Consider the following 16185-nt stretch of genomic DNA (forward strand, 5'->3'; position numbering starts at 1 on the left):
CGCCGATCGCGGTCGTGCTGATCCCGGTTGTGCCGTTCGCAGTCGTACCGATCGCATGTCTCCGCCCCCCATCGCCGTCACCGGTACTCCGACAGCCTGCGGCCTATGCCCAGGACCGCGCCCGCCGCGCCCAGCACCGCCAGCGCCCCGGCCCCGACCGCCAGCCCGGTGAACGCACCGCGCCCGCTGTCGGCAGCCTGCTGGAACTGCCGCTGCTCATGGTCCAGCGCCTTCGCCAGCTCGACGTCCACCCGGTCGAAGGACTTGCCCGTACTGTCCTTGGCGCCGATGACCTTCTCCAGCGCGTCCTTGTAGTCGCCCGCGTCATCGGCGCCGCGGGCCGCCTGGTGGCGGGCCTGCCACGTGCGGACCGCCGTGGCGGCCGCCTCCACCGGCTTCCGGCCCCCGCCGTCGTCCGCGAGGTCATGCGCCCGGTCCAGCAGGCTGCCCGCGGCGGGACCGCCGCCGGAGCCGCCGCCGACGAGCCCGGCCATCCGGGAGGCGTAGCTGACCTCGTAGGCGTCCTTGCCCTTGTTGGCGCCGTCCGTGTCGACGACGACCGCGCCGCGCGCGATCAGCGTCAGGTTCTCGTCGGCGCGGGCCCGCAGCGAGGCGATCCGCGCCTCGTTGAGCACCCGCAGCGACCTCGCCCCGTGGTCGTCGGAGTCGTTCAGCTCGGTCCGGGCGATGGCATGGCCCGCCACCAGCCACACCAGCACCACCGTGGCGGCGGCGGACGCGCCCAGCAGACCGTGGTTGAACACCCGGTTGGTCCGCCGGTAGTTGCGGCGCTGGGCCCATCCCAGGGCGGCCAGTGCGGCCACGCCCACCCCTATCGCCACCCAGGGCCAGGCCTTCGCGTCCCCGTAGTCCTCCCCGAGCCGGGCGGTCTCCGCCTCGTACAGCCGGTCGGCGGCGGGCAGCAGCCGGGTGCGCATCGTGTCGTTCGCGTACCGCAGATACGCGCCGCCCAGCGGCAGGCCCTGGCGGTTGTTGGCACGCGCGGACTCGACCAGCCCCGTGTAGACCGGCAGCAGTTGGCTGATCTTCCGCATCTCGGCGCGCGCCGAGGCCGAACCGTCCGTATTGGACGCGGCCCGCACCAGCAGCTCGGACGCGGTGTCGATATCCCGCTCGTATCGGTGGCGCACCGCGGCGGGCTCCTGGCCGCCTGCCAGGAAGCCGCTCGCCGCCGTGGTGTCGGCGTCGGCCAGCGAGCGGTAGATCCGCGCGGCGTCCGCGCTCAGCGGCTGGCTGTGCTCGGCCACCGCGTCGGCCGCGGTCTGCCGGTCGGAGACCTGCCACGCCGTCACCGCTCCGAACGCCACCACCAGTGCGGCCAGCACGGCCCCGATGATCCGCAGCCGCCCGGGCTCGGTCGTGGCCGCGGTCCGCAACCGGTCCACGCCCTCCCGCCACCCGGTCCGCGGCGGGGCCGCGGGCGCGGGCGGCGGCGCGGGTCTGCCGGTGGCCGACAGAGTCGACGGTTGTGACACAAGACCTCCCCCTTGGTCCGGACCCCACGGTCACTGTCCGCAGAAGTATGGACCGCGCCCCCCGACCGGGTCACCGGTCTTGCCTGGATCTTGCTCGGATCGCGATCTCCCCTCCCCTTTGACTACGTTCGGGAGGGACTTTCGGTTCCCATTCCGTCACTGTCAGTTTCCACCCGGGCCCCCGTACGCCCTGCTCGCGCGGGCCGTGCCGGCGCCCCCGCGGCCCCGTCGTAGTGCGCGCGCAGCCGGGCGTACGCCGTCGGCGGCGCGCCGGTGCGGTCCAGGCCGAGCAGCGCCGCACCGAGCACGGGCGGGGCCGCCACGACCCGGGGCGCGGCCTTCGGGGCGCGCTCCGCGAGGAGTTCGCGGACCCGGCCGTCCAGCTGCGGATGCCGGGCCGCGAGCACCCCGCCGCCCAGGATCACCGGCGTCTCCTCGGCCAGCAGATCCAGCCGGGTCAGGGCGACCGTGGCCATCGTGACCACCTCCTCCGCCTGGCGGTCGACGATCGCGCGCGCGACCTCGTCGCCGCCCGCGGCCACCGCGAAGAGCACCGGCGTCAGCGCATAGCGGTGGGACGGCTCCAGCCGCCCCAGGTGGACGGCCTCGATCAGCTCGTACATCGTGCTCAGCCCGAAGTGCGCGGGGAGGGCGCGGGCCAGCTCGGTCGGCTCGCCCCGGCCGTCCTCCGCGCGCGCCGCCCACCACAGCGCCTCCTCCGACAGGAAGCCCCCGCCGCCCCAGTCGCCGGAGAGCCGCCCGATGGCGGGGAAGCGGGCGGTGCGCCCGCCGTGGCCCAGCCCGGCGCAGTTGATCCCGGCGCCGCAGACGACGGCGACGCCGGTCGGCTCGCCGTCGTCCGCGACCCCGGCCCGCAGCAGCGCGAAGATGTCGTTGGCGACCGTGACGGTCCCGCCCCAGCCGTGGCCGGTCAGCGCCTGGGTCAGCTCCTCCTCCTCGCTCGGCAGATCGGCGTTGGCCAGGCACGCCGAGACATGCCCGACCCGCGGCGGACCGGAGCCACCGGCCTGCCGCGCCGCCTCCTCCACCAGCCGGGCGAGCTCGCCGACGGCCCGCTCGGTGCCCACGACGGGCGGCCGGAAGCCGCCGCCGCGGGCCGTGCCGAGCACGGCCCCGTCCGGGCCGACCAGCGCGACGTCGGTCTTGCTGTTCCCCGCGTCGACCGCCAGCACGGATGGCCCCGGTGCGGCCCCCCGTGCGGCGGAGGCGGAGACGGAGGGGGCCGGGGCGGAACCGACCGGTTCGGACTGCGTCAGGCCCACGCCAGGTGCTCCCGGTTGTGCGCGATCAGGTCGTCGGTCAGCTTCTCGGCGACATCGATCTGGCCGATGAGGGGATGGGAGAGCAGCGCCTGGAAGACGCGCTCCCGCCCGCCCTTCAACGCTGCCTCCAGCGCCAGGTGTTCGTACGCCGTGACATGGGCTACCAGCCCGGCGTACAGCGGCTCCAGGGGGCGCACCGGGAGGGGCTTCGCGCCCGTCGCGTTCACGGCCGCCGGGACCTCGATCACCGCGTCGTCGGGCAGGAACGGCAGGGTGCCGTCGTTGAACGCGTTGACGATGCGCACCTCCCCGCTGTCGCGCAGGAGCGACGAGGTCAGGTCGACCGCCGCCTCCGAGTAGAACGCGCCGCCGCGGCGGCCCAGCAGCTCCGGCTTCTCGTCCAGCGCGGGGTCGCCGTACATCCCCAGCAGTTCGCGCTCGATCGCCGCGACCTCCGCCGCCCGCGACGGCTTGGTGCGCAGCTCCCGTACGACGGCGTCGTGCTGGTAGTAGTAGCGCAGGTAGTACGACGGGACGACGCCCAGCCGGTCCAGCAGGGGGCGCGGCATCCGCAGGTCGTCGGCGATCGCGTCGCCGTGCTCGGCGAGCAGCCCCGGCAGCACGTCCTCGCCGACCGGGCCGCCGACGCGCACCGACCGCTCCCAGGTGAGGTGGTTGAGGCCGACGTGCTCCAGCGTCACCTCCCCGGGCGCCACGTTCAGCAGCTTCGCGAACTTCCGCTGGAAGCCGATGGCGACGTTGCACAGGCCGACGGCCCGGTGCCCGGCCGTCAGCAGCGCCCGGGTCACGATGCCGACCGGGTTGGTGAAGTCCACGATCCACGCGTCCGGGTTGCGGCGGCGCACCCGCTCCGCGATGTCCAGCACGACGGGGACGGTACGCAGCGCCTTGGCGAGCCCGCCCGCGCCGGTGGTCTCCTGGCCGACGCAGCCGCACTCCAGCGGCCAGGTCTCGTCCTGCTCGCGCGTGGCCTGGCCGCCGACGCGCAGCTGGAGCAGCACCGCGTCGGCGCCGTCCACGCCCGCGTCCAGATCGTCGGTCCAGGAGATCTTCCCGGGATGGCCCTGCTTGGCGAAGATCCGGCGGGCGAGCCCGCCGACCAGCTCCAGCCGGTCGGCGGCCGGGTCGATCAGGACCAGCTCCTCCATCGGGAGCACATCGCGCAACCGGGCGAACCCGTCGATGAGTTCGGGGGTGTAGGTGGAACCGCCCCCCACGACTGCGAGTTTCAACCCTTGACTCCTGTCAGTGTGACGCCTTCCACGAAGGCTTTCTGGGCGAAGAAGAAGACGATGATGACGGGGGCCATGACCAGCAGCGTCGCGGCCATCGTGAGGTTCCAGTTGACGCTGTGCGCGCTCTTGAAGCTCTCCAGCCCGTAACTGAGCGTCCAGGCGCCCGGGTTCTGCGCGGCGTAGATCTGCGGGCCGAAATAGTCGTTCCAGCAGTAGAAGAACTGGAAGAGCGCGACGGCCGCGATGCCCGGCTTGGCCATCGGGATGATGATGCGCAGCAGGGTACGGAACTCCCCGCAGCCGTCGACCCGCGCGGACTCCAGGTATTCCCGCGGAATCGTCAGCAGGAACTGGCGCAGCAGAAAGATGGAGTACGCGTCACCGAACGCCATCGGAATGATCAGGGGCCACAGCGAGCCCGACAGATGGAACTGCTGGGCCCAGACCAGATACATGGGCACCACGATGACCTGCGGCGGCAGCATCATCGTCGAGATGACCAGGAGCATGGCGGTCCGGCGGCCACGGAAGCGGAACTTGGCGAGGGCGTACGCGACGGGAATGGAAGAACAGAGCGTGAAGAGAGTGCCGAGCACGGCGTACATCAGCGAATTGCGCCACCAGTCGAGGAAACCGGGGGTCCGGAAGACATCGGCGTAATTCGACCAGTGCCATTCGGTGGGCCACAGGTCGCCGCTCATCGCCTGGCTGTCGCTCATCACGGCGGTCAGGAAGACGAAGACGAACGGCAGCAGGAAGAAGAGCGCCGCGGCGAGGGCGACGGTGTGCACGGCGATCCAGTGGAGCGCGGCGCGGCGGCGGGCGGCCGGGGCGGGGGAGCGCCGGGCGCGGGGGCGGACGGGCGCGGAGGGCGCTGTGAGGGTGGTGGTTGCGGTCATGACGGACGGTCCTCTCAGTCCTCGGCCGGTCAGTCCTCGGCCGACAGCAGCCCGGCGCGCCGGCGCATCAGCAGCGTCGTCACCGCCATCGCGATCGCGAAGAGTACGAGCGAGAGCACGCAGGCGGCTCCGGTGTTGAAGTTCTGGAAGCCGAGCGAGTAGACGAGCTGCGGCACGGTGAGGGTGGAGTGATCGGGATAGCCGGGCTGGATGACCGAACCGGGGCCGATGCTGACACCGGAGGCGAGCTTCCCGGCCACCAGCGCCTGCGTGTAGTACTGCATGGTCTGGACGACGCCCGTCACGACCGCGAACATCACGATCGGGGTGATCGACGGCCAGGTCACATAGCGGAACTTGTGGAGCGCCCCGGCGCCGTCCAGCTCGGCCGCCTCGTACTGGTCCTTCGGCACGTCCAGCAGCGCCGCCATGAAGATGACCATGAGGTCGCCGATGCCCCACAGGGACAGCAGGACGAGCGAGGGCTTGGCCCACGCCGGGTCGTTGAACCAGTTGGGGGCGGAGAGCCCGATCTTCCCGAGGATGTCGTTCACCGGTCCGGTGCCCGGGTTGAGCAGGAAGACGAAGGCGACGGTGGCCGCCACCGGGGGAGCCAGATACGGAAGGTAGAACGCGGTGCGGAAGAAACCGACGCCCGCCTTGACCTTGGTGACCAGCAGTCCGATCCCGAGGCCGAAGACGACCCGCAGCGCGACCATCACCACGACCAGCCAGAGCGTGTTCCACAGCGCCGGGCCGAACAGCGGCATCTGCTCGAATACATACCGCCAGTTCCGTAGCCCCACGAACGTCGGGGTCTCGATCTGGTTGTAGTGCATGAAGGAGAAATAGACCGTCGCGACCAGCGGATAGCCGAAGAAGACGGTGAAACCGACCAGCCAGGGGGAGAGGAAACCGAGGGTGCGCAGCCGCGCGCGCATGGCCTTGCGGCGCAGAGCGGGATTGTTCGTCACTGTGGCCATATCGCGCTCCGTCAGTTCCGGGCCTGGAGATTGTCGGCATCGATTTCCTTGTCGAGTTCCTTCAGCCCCTTGTCCAGGTCGGGTTCCTTGCCTTCCTCGACGCCATAGGAGAAGTCCTGGAGGGAGACCACGTACTGTCCGCCGTTGATCGAGGCGGGCAGGGCGGTGCTGTAGCGGTTCTGCGCGATGTCCAGGAAGGCGCGGAAGGTGGGGTCGGAATCGAGCTTGGGGGAGGTGAGCGCCGCTTTGGTGGACGGCACGTTGTGGATGGCGTTGGCGAAGGAGACGACCTGGTCGGTGTCGGCGGACAGGAACTTCACCAGTTCCCAGGCCGCGTTCTGGTGTGTGCTGCTGTGCCCGATGCCGATCACCGTTCCGGTGAGATAGCCCCGGCCGTAGGTTTCGGGCTGGTCATCGGGTACCGGCAGGGGGGCGGTGCCCCACCGGAATTTCGCGCCCTTCATGAAGAGGCCGCGCCATTCGCCGTCCATGTGCATGGCCAGCTTGCCGGTGAGAAAGGCGTTCTGCGAGGACATCTCGTCGCCGAAGGAGGTACGGAACTTCTCCAGCGGACCGTAACCGCCCTGGCTTTTCACCAGGTCCCGGGTGGTGGCGAAGAATTGCTTGGTCGCCTTGTCCTTCGCTAGCCGCGCCTTTCCGTCCTTGTCGAAGTAGGTCGGCCCCCACTGGGCGAAGAACCGGTCCGGGCTGTTCTGGTAGAGCCGGAAGTTCGGCATGAAGCCGACCCGTTCGTAGCCGCCGCTCTTGGTGCGCTTGGTCAGCTTGACGGCGTCCCGCTTCAGCTCCGACATGGTGCGCGGCGGCCGGGAGATCCCGGCCTCACGGAACGCGTCCTTGTTGTAGTACATGCCGTACGCGTCGGCGAGCAGCGGCAGCGCGCACTGATCGCCGTCATAGCTGGTGTAGTCCAGCAGCGTCTTGGGGAAGACCTTGTTCTTGTCCAGTCCGGTCTTCTTCATGAACGGGTCGAGATCCGCCCACATCCCGGACGAGCAGTACTGTCCGACATTGTTGGTGGTGAACGACGAGGCCACGTCCGGAGCGTCGTCCCCGCCGGCCCGCAGCGCCTGGTTCAAGGTGGCGTCGGTGACATTGCCGGTGACCTTCACCTTGATGTTGGGGTGGAGTTTCTCGAACCGGGCGATGCTCGCGTCGATCGCCTTGACCTCGTTCTTCTCCGACCAGCCGTGCCAGAACTTCAGCGTGACGGGTTTGGTCGGATCGTCGGTCGCGCTGCCGGTGCTGGGATTGGCGCAACCGGACAGCAGCAGGGCACCGGCGCCGAGCACCGAGGCGAGAACAGCCAGTCTTGGTGGCATGGCGGTACTTCCTTGCGGGGAATTCAGGCGGTGGCGAAGGCAGCAGTGAAGGCAGGCGTGAAGGCAGCACTGAAGGCGGTAGCGAAACTCAGGCGGTGTCGAAAACGGTGTTACGGGCATCGGCGACCGCCTGACGCAGCGCGCCGATGAGTATCGGGTCCCCCTCGATATCGCTGATCCGCAATTCCGGCCGGGGCAGCGCGAGCCCCGTCAGCTCGGTCTCGACCAGCTCGCGCAGCCGTTCCCCACCGGCCTGCGCGACCTCCCCCGACAGCACCACCAGCTCCGGGTCGACCACCGCGACGACGGAGGCGAGCCCGGTGGCCAGCCGCCGGGCCAGCTCGGTCAGCACCTCGTCGCCCGCTCCCGGGGTGCGCAGCGCGGCGCTCAGCGCCTTGGCGGCCGTGGGCGCCTCGATGCCGTGCTGCCGGGCCAGTTCCACGACGGCGGGGCAGCCGACCAGCTTCTGGAACCCGCCGCCCCCGTCCGGCCGGGCCGCGGCGTCCGGCCCGCCGCGGGCGAGCGGCGCTCCCGGCAGCGGCATGTAGCCGATCTCCCCGGCTCCGCCGGTGGCCCCGCGCAGCAGGGTGCCGCCGAGCACGATGGCCGCGCCGACCCCCTCGTCCGCCCAGACGAGGGCGAAGTCGTCGAAGTCCTGGGCGGTGCCGTGGTGCTGTTCCGCGACGGCCGCCAGATTGACGTCGTTCTCGATGACGATCGGGGTGTGCAGCACCTCGGCCAGCTCGTCCCGCAGGGCGCGCGACTGCCAGCCGGGCAGGTGCGGTGCGTAGCGCAGGGTGCCGGTGCGCGGGTCGAGCGCGCCGGGGGTGCCGATGACGGTCCCGTGCAGGTCGGCCCGGACGAGCCCGGCGGCGGCCAGGGCGCCGTCGACGGCCTCGGCCACCAGCTCCGCGGTGCGGCCGGTCAGGGACTCGTCGGTGGTGGGGGCGGTCACCCGGTGTTCCCCGACCACCTGGCCGGTGATGTCGGCGACGGCGGCGGTGATGCCCTCCTGGTCGACGGCGAGCGCCGCGACATGGGCGGCGGCCGGGTTGATCTCGTACAGCTGGGCGTTGGGCCCGGGCCGTCCGGTCACATTGCCGGTCGGCCGGACCAGCCCGGCGGACTCCAGGCGGGTCAGCAGCTGCGAGGCGGTCGGCTTGGACAGCCCGGTCAGCTCCCCGAGCCGGGTCCGGGTGAGCGGGCCGTGCGCGGCCAGCAGGTCCAGCGCGGCCCGGTCGTTCATGGCGCGCAGGACCCGGGGGGTCCCGGGGGTGCCGTTGGGGGTGGTGTTGCCGGGGGGTGGTGCGGCCATCGTGGTGCCCCGCCTCACTCTGTTAAGAAACTTTCCTATTGATGAAGAGGAAGGTAAGGCGCTTCCGGGGCGGCGTCAATGGGGTGCGAGCGTCCGGATTTGGTGTCTTCTTGGCGAAGCCATAGACCTGGCATGGACAAGTCATCGAAAGAGTGGCCTGATCGACTTCGCGTATCGCAGGGGGCTAAGTGAGATCGTTTTCTTTCAGGCCGTCTTCTTTCGGGCGGTCTTCTTTCGCCATACGCACGGCTTTGGTGGGGGCAACGGCACTGCCGCTGACCGCCGGTGTGCTCACCCTGGGCATACCCGCCGCCCAGGCCGACTCCGCGCCGTCCGGCCGGGACACCCTGAGCGCGACCAAACCCGCCTGGGCGACGGCGCGTTCGGACCGGGGTGCCACCGCCGACAGCGGCAGGGTCACCGCGCGCGTCTACCTCGCCGGGCGGGACGCCAAGGGGCTCGCCGACTACGCGGCCGCCGTGTCCGACCCCTCCTCGCCCACATACGGCGCGTACCTGACGGCCCGGCAGACCCGGGCGCGGTTCGGGCCGACCCAGCGGCAGACCGACGCGGTGACCGCCTGGCTGCGCGGCTCCGGGCTCACCGTCACCGGCCACAACCAGCACTACCTCTCCGTGACCGGTGAAGTGGCCGCCGCGGAGAAGGCGTTCGGCACTCAGCTGCACAACTACGCCAAGGGCGGCAAGGTCTACCGGGCCCCGTCCAGGGCCGCGACCGTGCCCGCCTCGCTGAACGGCGCCGTCCTGACCGTCGTCGGCCTGGACAACGCGCCCAAGCGCGCGAAGTACATGGCCACCCAGGGCGAGACGCTGCCGCCGCCCGGAGCGGTCTTCAAGAACGCCGGGCCGTTCTCCACCTACTACGGCTCCAAGGTGAACAAGAGCCTGCCCTCCGCGTACGGCGCCAAGCAGCCGTACGCCGTCAAGGGGTACACCGGCAAGCAGCTGCGCGCCGCCTACGGGGCCAAGAGCCGCGACACCGGCAAGGGCGTGACGGTCGCCATCACCGACGCCTACGCCTCGCCGACCATCGCCGCCGACGCCGCCCGCTACGCGCGGGACAACGGTGACCCCGGCTACCGCAAGGGCCAGCTGACGCAGGTGCTGCCCGCCGAGTACCAGCACACCGAGGAGTGCGACGCGAGCGGCTGGTACGGCGAGGAGACGCTCGACGTCGAGGCCGTACACGCGCTGGCCCCCGCGTCCGACATCGTCTACGTCGGCGGCGCGTCCTGCACCGACGACGATCTGCTGGACTCGCTCGCGAAGGTCGTCGACAACCGGCTGGCCGACATCGTCTCCAACTCCTGGGGCGATGTGGAGGCCAACCAGACCCCGGATCTGGCGCTCGCCTACGACCAGATCTTCCAGCAGGGCGCGGTCGAGGGCATCGGCTTCTACTTCTCCTCCGGCGACAACGGCGACAACGTCGCCTCCACCGGCACCAAGCAGGTCGACACCCCCGCCAACTCGGCCTGGGTGACGGCGGTCGGCGGCACCTCACTGGCCGTCGGCAAGGGGAACGCGTACCACTGGGAGACCGGCTGGGGCACCACCAAGTCCCCCCTGGCGGCGGACGGCACCAACTGGGACTCCCTGCCCGGCGCGTTCACCTCGGGCGCCGGAGGCGGCACCAGCAAGACCGTGCCGCAGCCGTTCTACCAGCGCGGAGTGGTCCCCGACGCGCTCGCCCGGGCGAACGGCGGAACCGCGCCGCAGCGCGTCACCCCGGACGTCGCGGCCGTCGCCGACCCCAACACCGGCTTCCTGGTGGGGCAGACGCAGACCTTCCCCGACGGATCGCTCCAGTACGGGGAATACCGCATCGGCGGCACCTCGCTGGCCGCCCCGGTGATCGCCGGCGTCCAGGCGCTGGCCCAGCAGGCGGGCGGCGGGCGGCCCATCGGCTTCGCCAACCCCTCGCTGTACGGCCGGTACGGCACCGCCTCGTACCACGACGTGACCGACCATCCGCTGGGCGCCGGGGTCTCGCTCGGCGTGGTCCGGGTCGACTACGTCAACAGCCACGACGACGCGGACGGCCTGGTGACCTCGCTGCGCAGCCTCGGCCGCGACAGCTCGCTGAGCGCGGTCGTCGGCTACGACGACGTGACCGGGGTGGGCACCCCGGCCGCCGCATACCTGGCGTCGTTCGGCACCCACCGGCGCTGAGCGGCCGGATTCACCGGCGCTGAGCGGCCGGTTCCTCCGGCGCCGCCCGTCCCCTATTTCGAGGGGGCGGGCGGTGTCGTCGTGGCGGGCGGTGCGAGCGGGCTGGCCGCCGTGGACTGCGGCGAGTCCGGGTTGGCCAGCGCGGACGGCGCGTTCACGCCCGCCGACGGGTCGGCCGCGTCGGTGGACAGGTTCGCCTCGGGCGGGTGGCCGACCAGCTGGATGCCCGCCTCGTCCAGCGCCTTCTTGATCCGCCAGCGCAGCTCGCGCTCGACGCCGAGCGCCTTGCCCGGCATGGTCCGCGCCGTGACCTGGACGATCATGGATTCCAGGTAGACCGCGGTGAGCCCCAGCACCTCGATCGGCTCCCACAGCCGCTCGTTCCACGGCTCGTCCTTGGCCATGTCCACGCCGACCTGGTTGATCACCTCGCGGACCCGGTCCAGGTCCTCGTCGGCGCGTATCTGGACGTCCACCCCGGCCGTCGCCCAGCCCTGGCTGAGGTTGCCGATCCGCTTGACCTCGCCGTTGCGGACGTACCAGATCTCCCCGCTGTCCCCGCGCAGCTTGGTGACCCGCAGGCCGACCTCGATCACCTCGCCGGAGGCGACCCCCGCGTCGACCGAGTCGCCCACCCCGTACTGGTCCTCAAGGATCATGAAGACGCCGGAGAGGAAGTCGGTGACCAGGTTGCGGGCGCCGAAACCGATCGCCACACCCGCCACACCGGCGCTCGCGAGCAGCGGCGCCAGATTGATCTGCAGGGCGGAGAGGATCATCAGCCCCGCGGTCCCCATGATGGAGAACGAGGCGACCGAGCGCAGCACCGAGCCGATGGCCGCGGACCGCTGCCGCCGCCGTTCGACATTGACCAGAAACCCGCCGAGCGCGGTGCCGTTCACGGCCTGGGCCGTGCGGTTCATGCGCTCTATGAGCTTGGTGATGCCCCGCCGCACGACGGTCCGGAGGACGAACGCGATCACCAGGATCAGGGCTATGCGCAGCCCGACGCTGAGCCAGGTGGACCAGTTCTCCTCCACCCAGCCCGCGGCGTTGGTGGCGCTCCTGTGCGCATCGTCCAGAGTCGTCGGAGTCGTGGGACGAGGCGTCGAGTCAGCGGCCAGAGCAGCGGACCAGAACACAGCGGAAACCCTTCGTGTACGGCATGCACGCGCGGTTGGCGCACGCGCAATTCCTTCACACAGTAGCCGGGCGCGGGAAACCGCCGTTCCTGTGTTCGACAGCGCGTGAAGGCGCCCGGGGGGCGCACGAAAGCAGGGTGAACGGCCTCAGCTCGCGGTTTCCGCCGCTCTCCGGGCCGTCCGGGCGGCCGCAAGATCGGCTCCGGGCCCGCCCGGGCCGTGATTCTTGCCACTCCAGGAAGTTTCGAAGGCCTCGTGTGCAGTGTGTGCGGGCCGCATACGGGCGGTGCGCGGAAATGCCTCTCAACCGTTAACCCGGTGATAGTGGCGTTCCGGCCAGGGTTCAGGGGAAACTGGGGGAGATCGTCCCGGCGCGAGCCACGCGCCGCCGGCGTACAAGGAGGCATCCGTGCCGCACGTCCTGGTCCTCAACGCGTCGTACGAGCCGCTCGGCGTCGTACCGCTCCGCCGCGCGCTCATTCTCGTCCTCAACGACAAGGCCATCAGCCTCGAGGACTCAGGCGCCCTGATGCACAGCGCAACCCACGCGATCCCCGCTCCCAGCGTCGTCCGGCTGAAGCGCTTCGTGAGGGTGCCCTTTCGCGGGCCCGTCCCGCTCACCCGCCGCGCCCTCTTCGCCCGTGACGGCGGTAGATGCGCCTATTGCGGTGGCGTCGCAACCAGCGTCGATCACGTCATCCCGCGCAGCCGTGGCGGGCAGCACACCTGGGAAAACGTGGTCGCCGCCTGTCGCAGGTGCAACCACGTCAAAGCCGACCGGCACGTCGCCGAGATCGGCTGGCGGCTGCGCCATCAACCCGCGCCGCCGTCCGGCCTCGCCTGGCGCATCATCGGCACCGGCCATAGGGACCCGCGCTGGCTGCCATACCTGGAGGCATTCGGCGCGGACGATGCGATGGCCCGGATCGACGGCTGTAAATCCGCCTGAGACCCGGGCTGAAGCATTTTTGAGGCTCGGCTCGCCTCCGAGGTGCCCCTTCAGCTCAGCCGCCGAAGGGGCACTTCGGTGCGGTGCTAGCCCTTGCCCGGCTTCTTGCTCTTGCTCTTGGTTTCGTCCACCGCGTACGCCGCGACCGACCAGAGCGAGTAGCCGAACCGGGTGCCGCGCTCGACGCCCTGGATGCGGACGAACCGGGCGTCCGGGGCGTCCAGCCCCACCATCTCCCGGCCGCCCTGGCCGTCGGTGACGGTCGCCGCCGTACGCCAGGTGCGTCCGTCGGGCGAGACCTGGACCCGGTAGCGCGAGGCGTACGCGTCCTGCCACCGCAGATCGAGCCGCCCGAGGTGGGCCGGGCGGGCCAGTTCGAGCTGGAGCCAGGCACCGTCCTCGGCGGGGGAGGACCAGCGGGTGCCGGAGTCGCCGTCGACGGCCGCGGAGGCCGGGAAGTCGGGGGTCTCGTCGCCGGACGAGGTCGCCTTCGTCCCCTTCGCGCGGGCCAGGTCGGGGCCGCCGGTGCGCGGCAGGGCCCGGACGGTCAGCATGCGCTGCTCCGAGCCGAAGCGGACCGGGACGGCGTACGTGCCCGGCTTGGTGTCCTTGTCGACCGACACCTCGATCCGGGCGGTCGCCGTGGCCCCGCGCGGGGCCGTCACGCCCTCGGGGGTCCGGGCCGTGATGCCGTGCGGGGTGCGCAGCGTGAGCTTGTCGTTCACATCGCCGGGGCGCAGCGAGCTCAGCTCGGCCCGTATGGTCGCGGACCGGCCGCCGACCTCGGCGTCCACGGACCCACGGGACAGCCGCAGGTCGACCGCCGGGGTGTCGGCGAACCAGGGGGTGATCTCGTGCACCGTGGGCGGTGTGGTGCCCGCCGCCCAGCTCAGCCGGACCGCGTCGGCCCGCACGCCCTTGCCGCCGACCTGGGTGAAGCCGTCCGCGGCCAGCGCGCCGAGCCCGCGCCAGCCCTCGCCCGGCACATGGGCCTCGACGGTGCCCGAGCCCTCCGCGGACCGCCCGGTGAGCGCGGAGACCGAGGCCAGCGGGCGGGTGCGGCCGAAGCGCACGGTGACCGGTTTGCCCGGGGAGACCACCGTGGTGGTCGCCTTGCCGTCGGCGGCCGCGTGGTCGGCCTCGCGGGTACGGAGCTTCTCCTGGCCCGGCTGCCGCACGCCGGACCAGTCGTCGGCCTGGGTCAGGGCCTTCTTCAGGAAGGGGTCCAGCACGTCCTTGCCGACCGTGACCCGGCTGTCCGCGATCTTCTCGCGGAGGCCCTCCACCGCCAGCCGGGCCGTCCAGGCCTTGTCGCCGTCGCCGTGCGCCTGGGCGGTGAGCATGTCCACGGCCTGTACGCCCGCGTCGCCGTAGCGCCCGAGCTGGTCGAGCCAGGGCCGTACGTCCTCGCCCAGCGTCCCGGACAGCCGCTCGGGGGCGTCGCGCATCGTCGCGAACGCCGCGCGCAGCCGGTCCGCCGCCCGGTCCAGCCGGTCCATGTCCGTACGGCCGACCGCCGCCCAGAACGCGTCGGTCAGGGGGCGCAGATACGCGGACTCGTCGCCGCCGAGCACCGAGGACGCGTCGTTCCCAGCGAGCGCGCGCAGCGCCGCGCGGGTCTTGGTGTCGGGTCCGGCCAGGTCGTCGATGGCCGCCTGCCAGGACTCCTGGGAGCGGTAGCCGCGCGGGTTCCAGGCGAAGTCGGCCGCTGTGAACAGCGGGATGCGGGACGCGGTCGGCTGCTCCATGGCGTTGGCCAGCAGGGCGGCGGACTGGGTGGCCACGGCCGGTTCCCGGCCGGTGTAGGGGCCGAGGAAGATGCGGTCCTGGGCGTAGTCGTTGACCGGATAGTTGTCCATGGTGACCAGCCGGTGGCCGAAGGCGGCCCGGGCGTCGGCCAGCTCACCGCCGGTGATCGTCCTGGGCACCACCCCGACGCCGGTCCAGGCCACCTCGACGGCGGTGTCCAGATCGTCGGCCAGCGCACGCCGGAAGTCGGTGTCGCCGTCCTGGTAGTACTCGGTCGGCATCAGCGAGAGCGGGGCCGCGTCCGGGTGCCGCCCGGCGAGGTGGCGGGCCAGCGCGTTGGCCATGCGGGCCTGCGCCTTCGCGGCCGCCTTGGGGCCGGAGCCGAAGGTGTCGGCGTCCTTGCCGCAGTGCCACTCGCTGTAGCTGACGTCCTGGAACTGGAGCTGGAAGGAGCGCACCCCCAGCGCCCACATGGCGTCGACCTTCTTCAGCAGCGCCTTCAGATCGCTGTCGGAGGAGAAGCACATCTCCTGGCCGGGAGAGACCGCCCAGCCGAGGGTCACATGGTTGGCGCGGGCCCGGGCGGCCAGCTCGCGGAACTCCTCGCGCCGCTCGGCGGGGTACGGATCGCGCCAGCGGGCCTGGCGGTACGGGTCGTCGCCGGGTGCGTAGAGGTACCGGTTCTGCTTGGTGCGGCCCATGAAGTCGAGCTGGGCCAGCCGGTCCCGGTGCGACCAGGGGGAGCCGTAGAACCCCTCGGTGGTGCCGCGGACCGCCGTACCGGGCCAGTCGCGGACGATGGCCCCGGCGAAGGCCTTGGCGCCCTGGGACGACGACGGAGATCCGGCCCGCTGGACGAGCAGCTGGCGCAGCGTCTGGACGGCGTGGAAGAGGCCGTCCGGCCCGACACCGTCCAGCGCGACCGTGGCGTGCCCGTCCACCGTGCCGGTGGCCAGCCGGTAGCCGCCGGACGGGAGGTCGCCGCGCTCCGGCGCCCGCAGCGCGCGCAACGCGCTCTGCGCACCCTTGCCTCCGGCGTGCACCACGAGCCCGCGCGCCGGGGGCGTGCCCCCTGGAGTGGCTTCGCTGACCGTACGCACCCCCGCGTCGTGCAGCAGGGCGCGCAGCGCGTCCAGTGCGTACGGATCGGCGTCGCCGTCGGCTATGAGCGTGGCCTCGCCGGAGATCGCCACGTCCGCCCCCTGCGCGCGCAGCGACTGGGGCCGCGGCCAGACGGACGGTACGTCCCCGGTGCTGTTCCGGTCCGGTGTGGAGGCCCCGGCGGTGCCGGGATCGTCCACGGGTGCGGCGCTCGCCCCCTGGGCGCCGCCGAGCAGTCCACCGATGACCGCGGCCGCCATGGCCGTCGCCCCCACTGCCCTCGGCCTCTTCCCCCGGAAGTGCACGGGCGTCTCCTCGATTCAGATAGCTGGCCCCGTCGTACTGGCCGCGAAAGGCGCCAATTGGCGACGAGCCCACCAGTACGCCGGTGAGGGTGTCAACGCGCATGACCGAACTGTCGGCATTGCCGCGAGCGCGGTGGTGCCGACGGTTGTGCGCTCCCTGTGGACCGCCCCCTGC

The 16185-nt window shown here is 71.7% G+C and carries 11 protein-coding genes; 2 read left to right on the plus strand and 9 right to left on the minus strand.

Translation table 11 applies throughout. From position 1 onward, the window contains the following. Positions 1–77 precede the first annotated feature (77 nt). The 7 genes from ABZ370_RS07045 to ABZ370_RS07075 all read right to left on the minus strand — a co-directional run bounded on the left by ABZ370_RS07045 (position 78) and on the right by ABZ370_RS07075 (position 8572). Positions 78–1496 carry a hypothetical protein gene (locus ABZ370_RS07045; protein WP_358617591.1) on the minus strand — a complete coding sequence of 473 codons (1419 nt, stop codon included), beginning with the start codon at positions 1494–1496 and terminating at the stop codon, positions 78–80. A gap of 122 nt (positions 1497–1618) precedes the next feature. Then, a complete protein-coding gene (locus ABZ370_RS07050) occupies positions 1619–2689 on the minus strand; it encodes a BadF/BadG/BcrA/BcrD ATPase family protein (protein ID WP_358618342.1) in 1071 nt (356 codons plus the stop codon). An 80-nt stretch (positions 2690–2769) separates the two neighbouring features. Further along, a complete protein-coding gene (locus ABZ370_RS07055) occupies positions 2770–4032 on the minus strand; it encodes a 6-phospho-beta-glucosidase (protein WP_358617593.1) in 1263 nt (420 codons plus the stop codon). After that, positions 4029–4934 carry a carbohydrate ABC transporter permease gene (locus tag ABZ370_RS07060; RefSeq protein ID WP_358617596.1) on the minus strand — a complete coding sequence of 302 codons (906 nt, stop codon included), beginning with the start codon at positions 4932–4934 and terminating at the stop codon, positions 4029–4031. Before ABZ370_RS07060 ends, ABZ370_RS07055 begins: the two co-directional genes overlap by 4 nt. Before the next feature lie 29 nt (positions 4935–4963). Next, on the minus strand, positions 4964–5917 hold the full coding sequence (locus ABZ370_RS07065; protein WP_358617598.1) for a sugar ABC transporter permease: 954 nt from the start codon (positions 5915–5917) through the stop codon (positions 4964–4966). 11 nt (positions 5918–5928) lie between these two features. Then, on the minus strand, positions 5929–7257 hold the full coding sequence (locus tag ABZ370_RS07070) for an ABC transporter substrate-binding protein (RefSeq protein ID WP_358617601.1): 1329 nt from the start codon (positions 7255–7257) through the stop codon (positions 5929–5931). Positions 7258–7345: 88 nt separating this feature from the next. Continuing rightward, complete coding sequence (locus tag ABZ370_RS07075) at positions 7346–8572, minus strand: ROK family transcriptional regulator (RefSeq protein WP_358617604.1); 1227 nt, start codon at positions 8570–8572, stop codon at positions 7346–7348. Between the two features lie 254 nt (positions 8573–8826). Here ABZ370_RS07075 and ABZ370_RS07080 point away from each other — a divergent pair, with 254 nt between their 5' ends. Beyond that, entirely contained in the window at positions 8827–10764 is a 1938-nt protein-coding gene (locus ABZ370_RS07080; protein WP_358617607.1) for a S53 family peptidase, read from the plus strand. A 53-nt stretch (positions 10765–10817) separates the two neighbouring features. On the opposite strand, the gene ABZ370_RS07085 is transcribed toward ABZ370_RS07080, so the two are convergent. Next, a complete protein-coding gene (locus ABZ370_RS07085; RefSeq protein ID WP_358617609.1) occupies positions 10818–11906 on the minus strand; it encodes a mechanosensitive ion channel family protein in 1089 nt (362 codons plus the stop codon). Positions 11907–12315: 409 nt separating this feature from the next. On the opposite strand from ABZ370_RS07085, the gene ABZ370_RS07090 reads away from it, so the two are divergent. Further along, positions 12316–12855 carry an HNH endonuclease gene (locus ABZ370_RS07090; protein ID WP_358617612.1) on the plus strand — a complete coding sequence of 180 codons (540 nt, stop codon included), beginning with the start codon at positions 12316–12318 and terminating at the stop codon, positions 12853–12855. A gap of 86 nt (positions 12856–12941) precedes the next feature. Here the strand turns inward: ABZ370_RS07090 and ABZ370_RS07095 are convergent, their stop codons facing one another. Then, the gene (locus ABZ370_RS07095; RefSeq protein WP_358617614.1) at positions 12942–15965 is read right to left on the minus strand and encodes a beta-N-acetylglucosaminidase domain-containing protein; all 3024 of its coding nucleotides are present in this window, start codon (positions 15963–15965) and stop codon (positions 12942–12944) included. Positions 15966–16185 lie beyond the last annotated feature (220 nt).

It is taken from the genome of Streptomyces sp. NPDC005962 (assembly GCF_040629205.1).
In the GTDB taxonomy this organism is placed as follows: domain Bacteria; phylum Actinomycetota; class Actinomycetes; order Streptomycetales; family Streptomycetaceae; genus Streptomyces.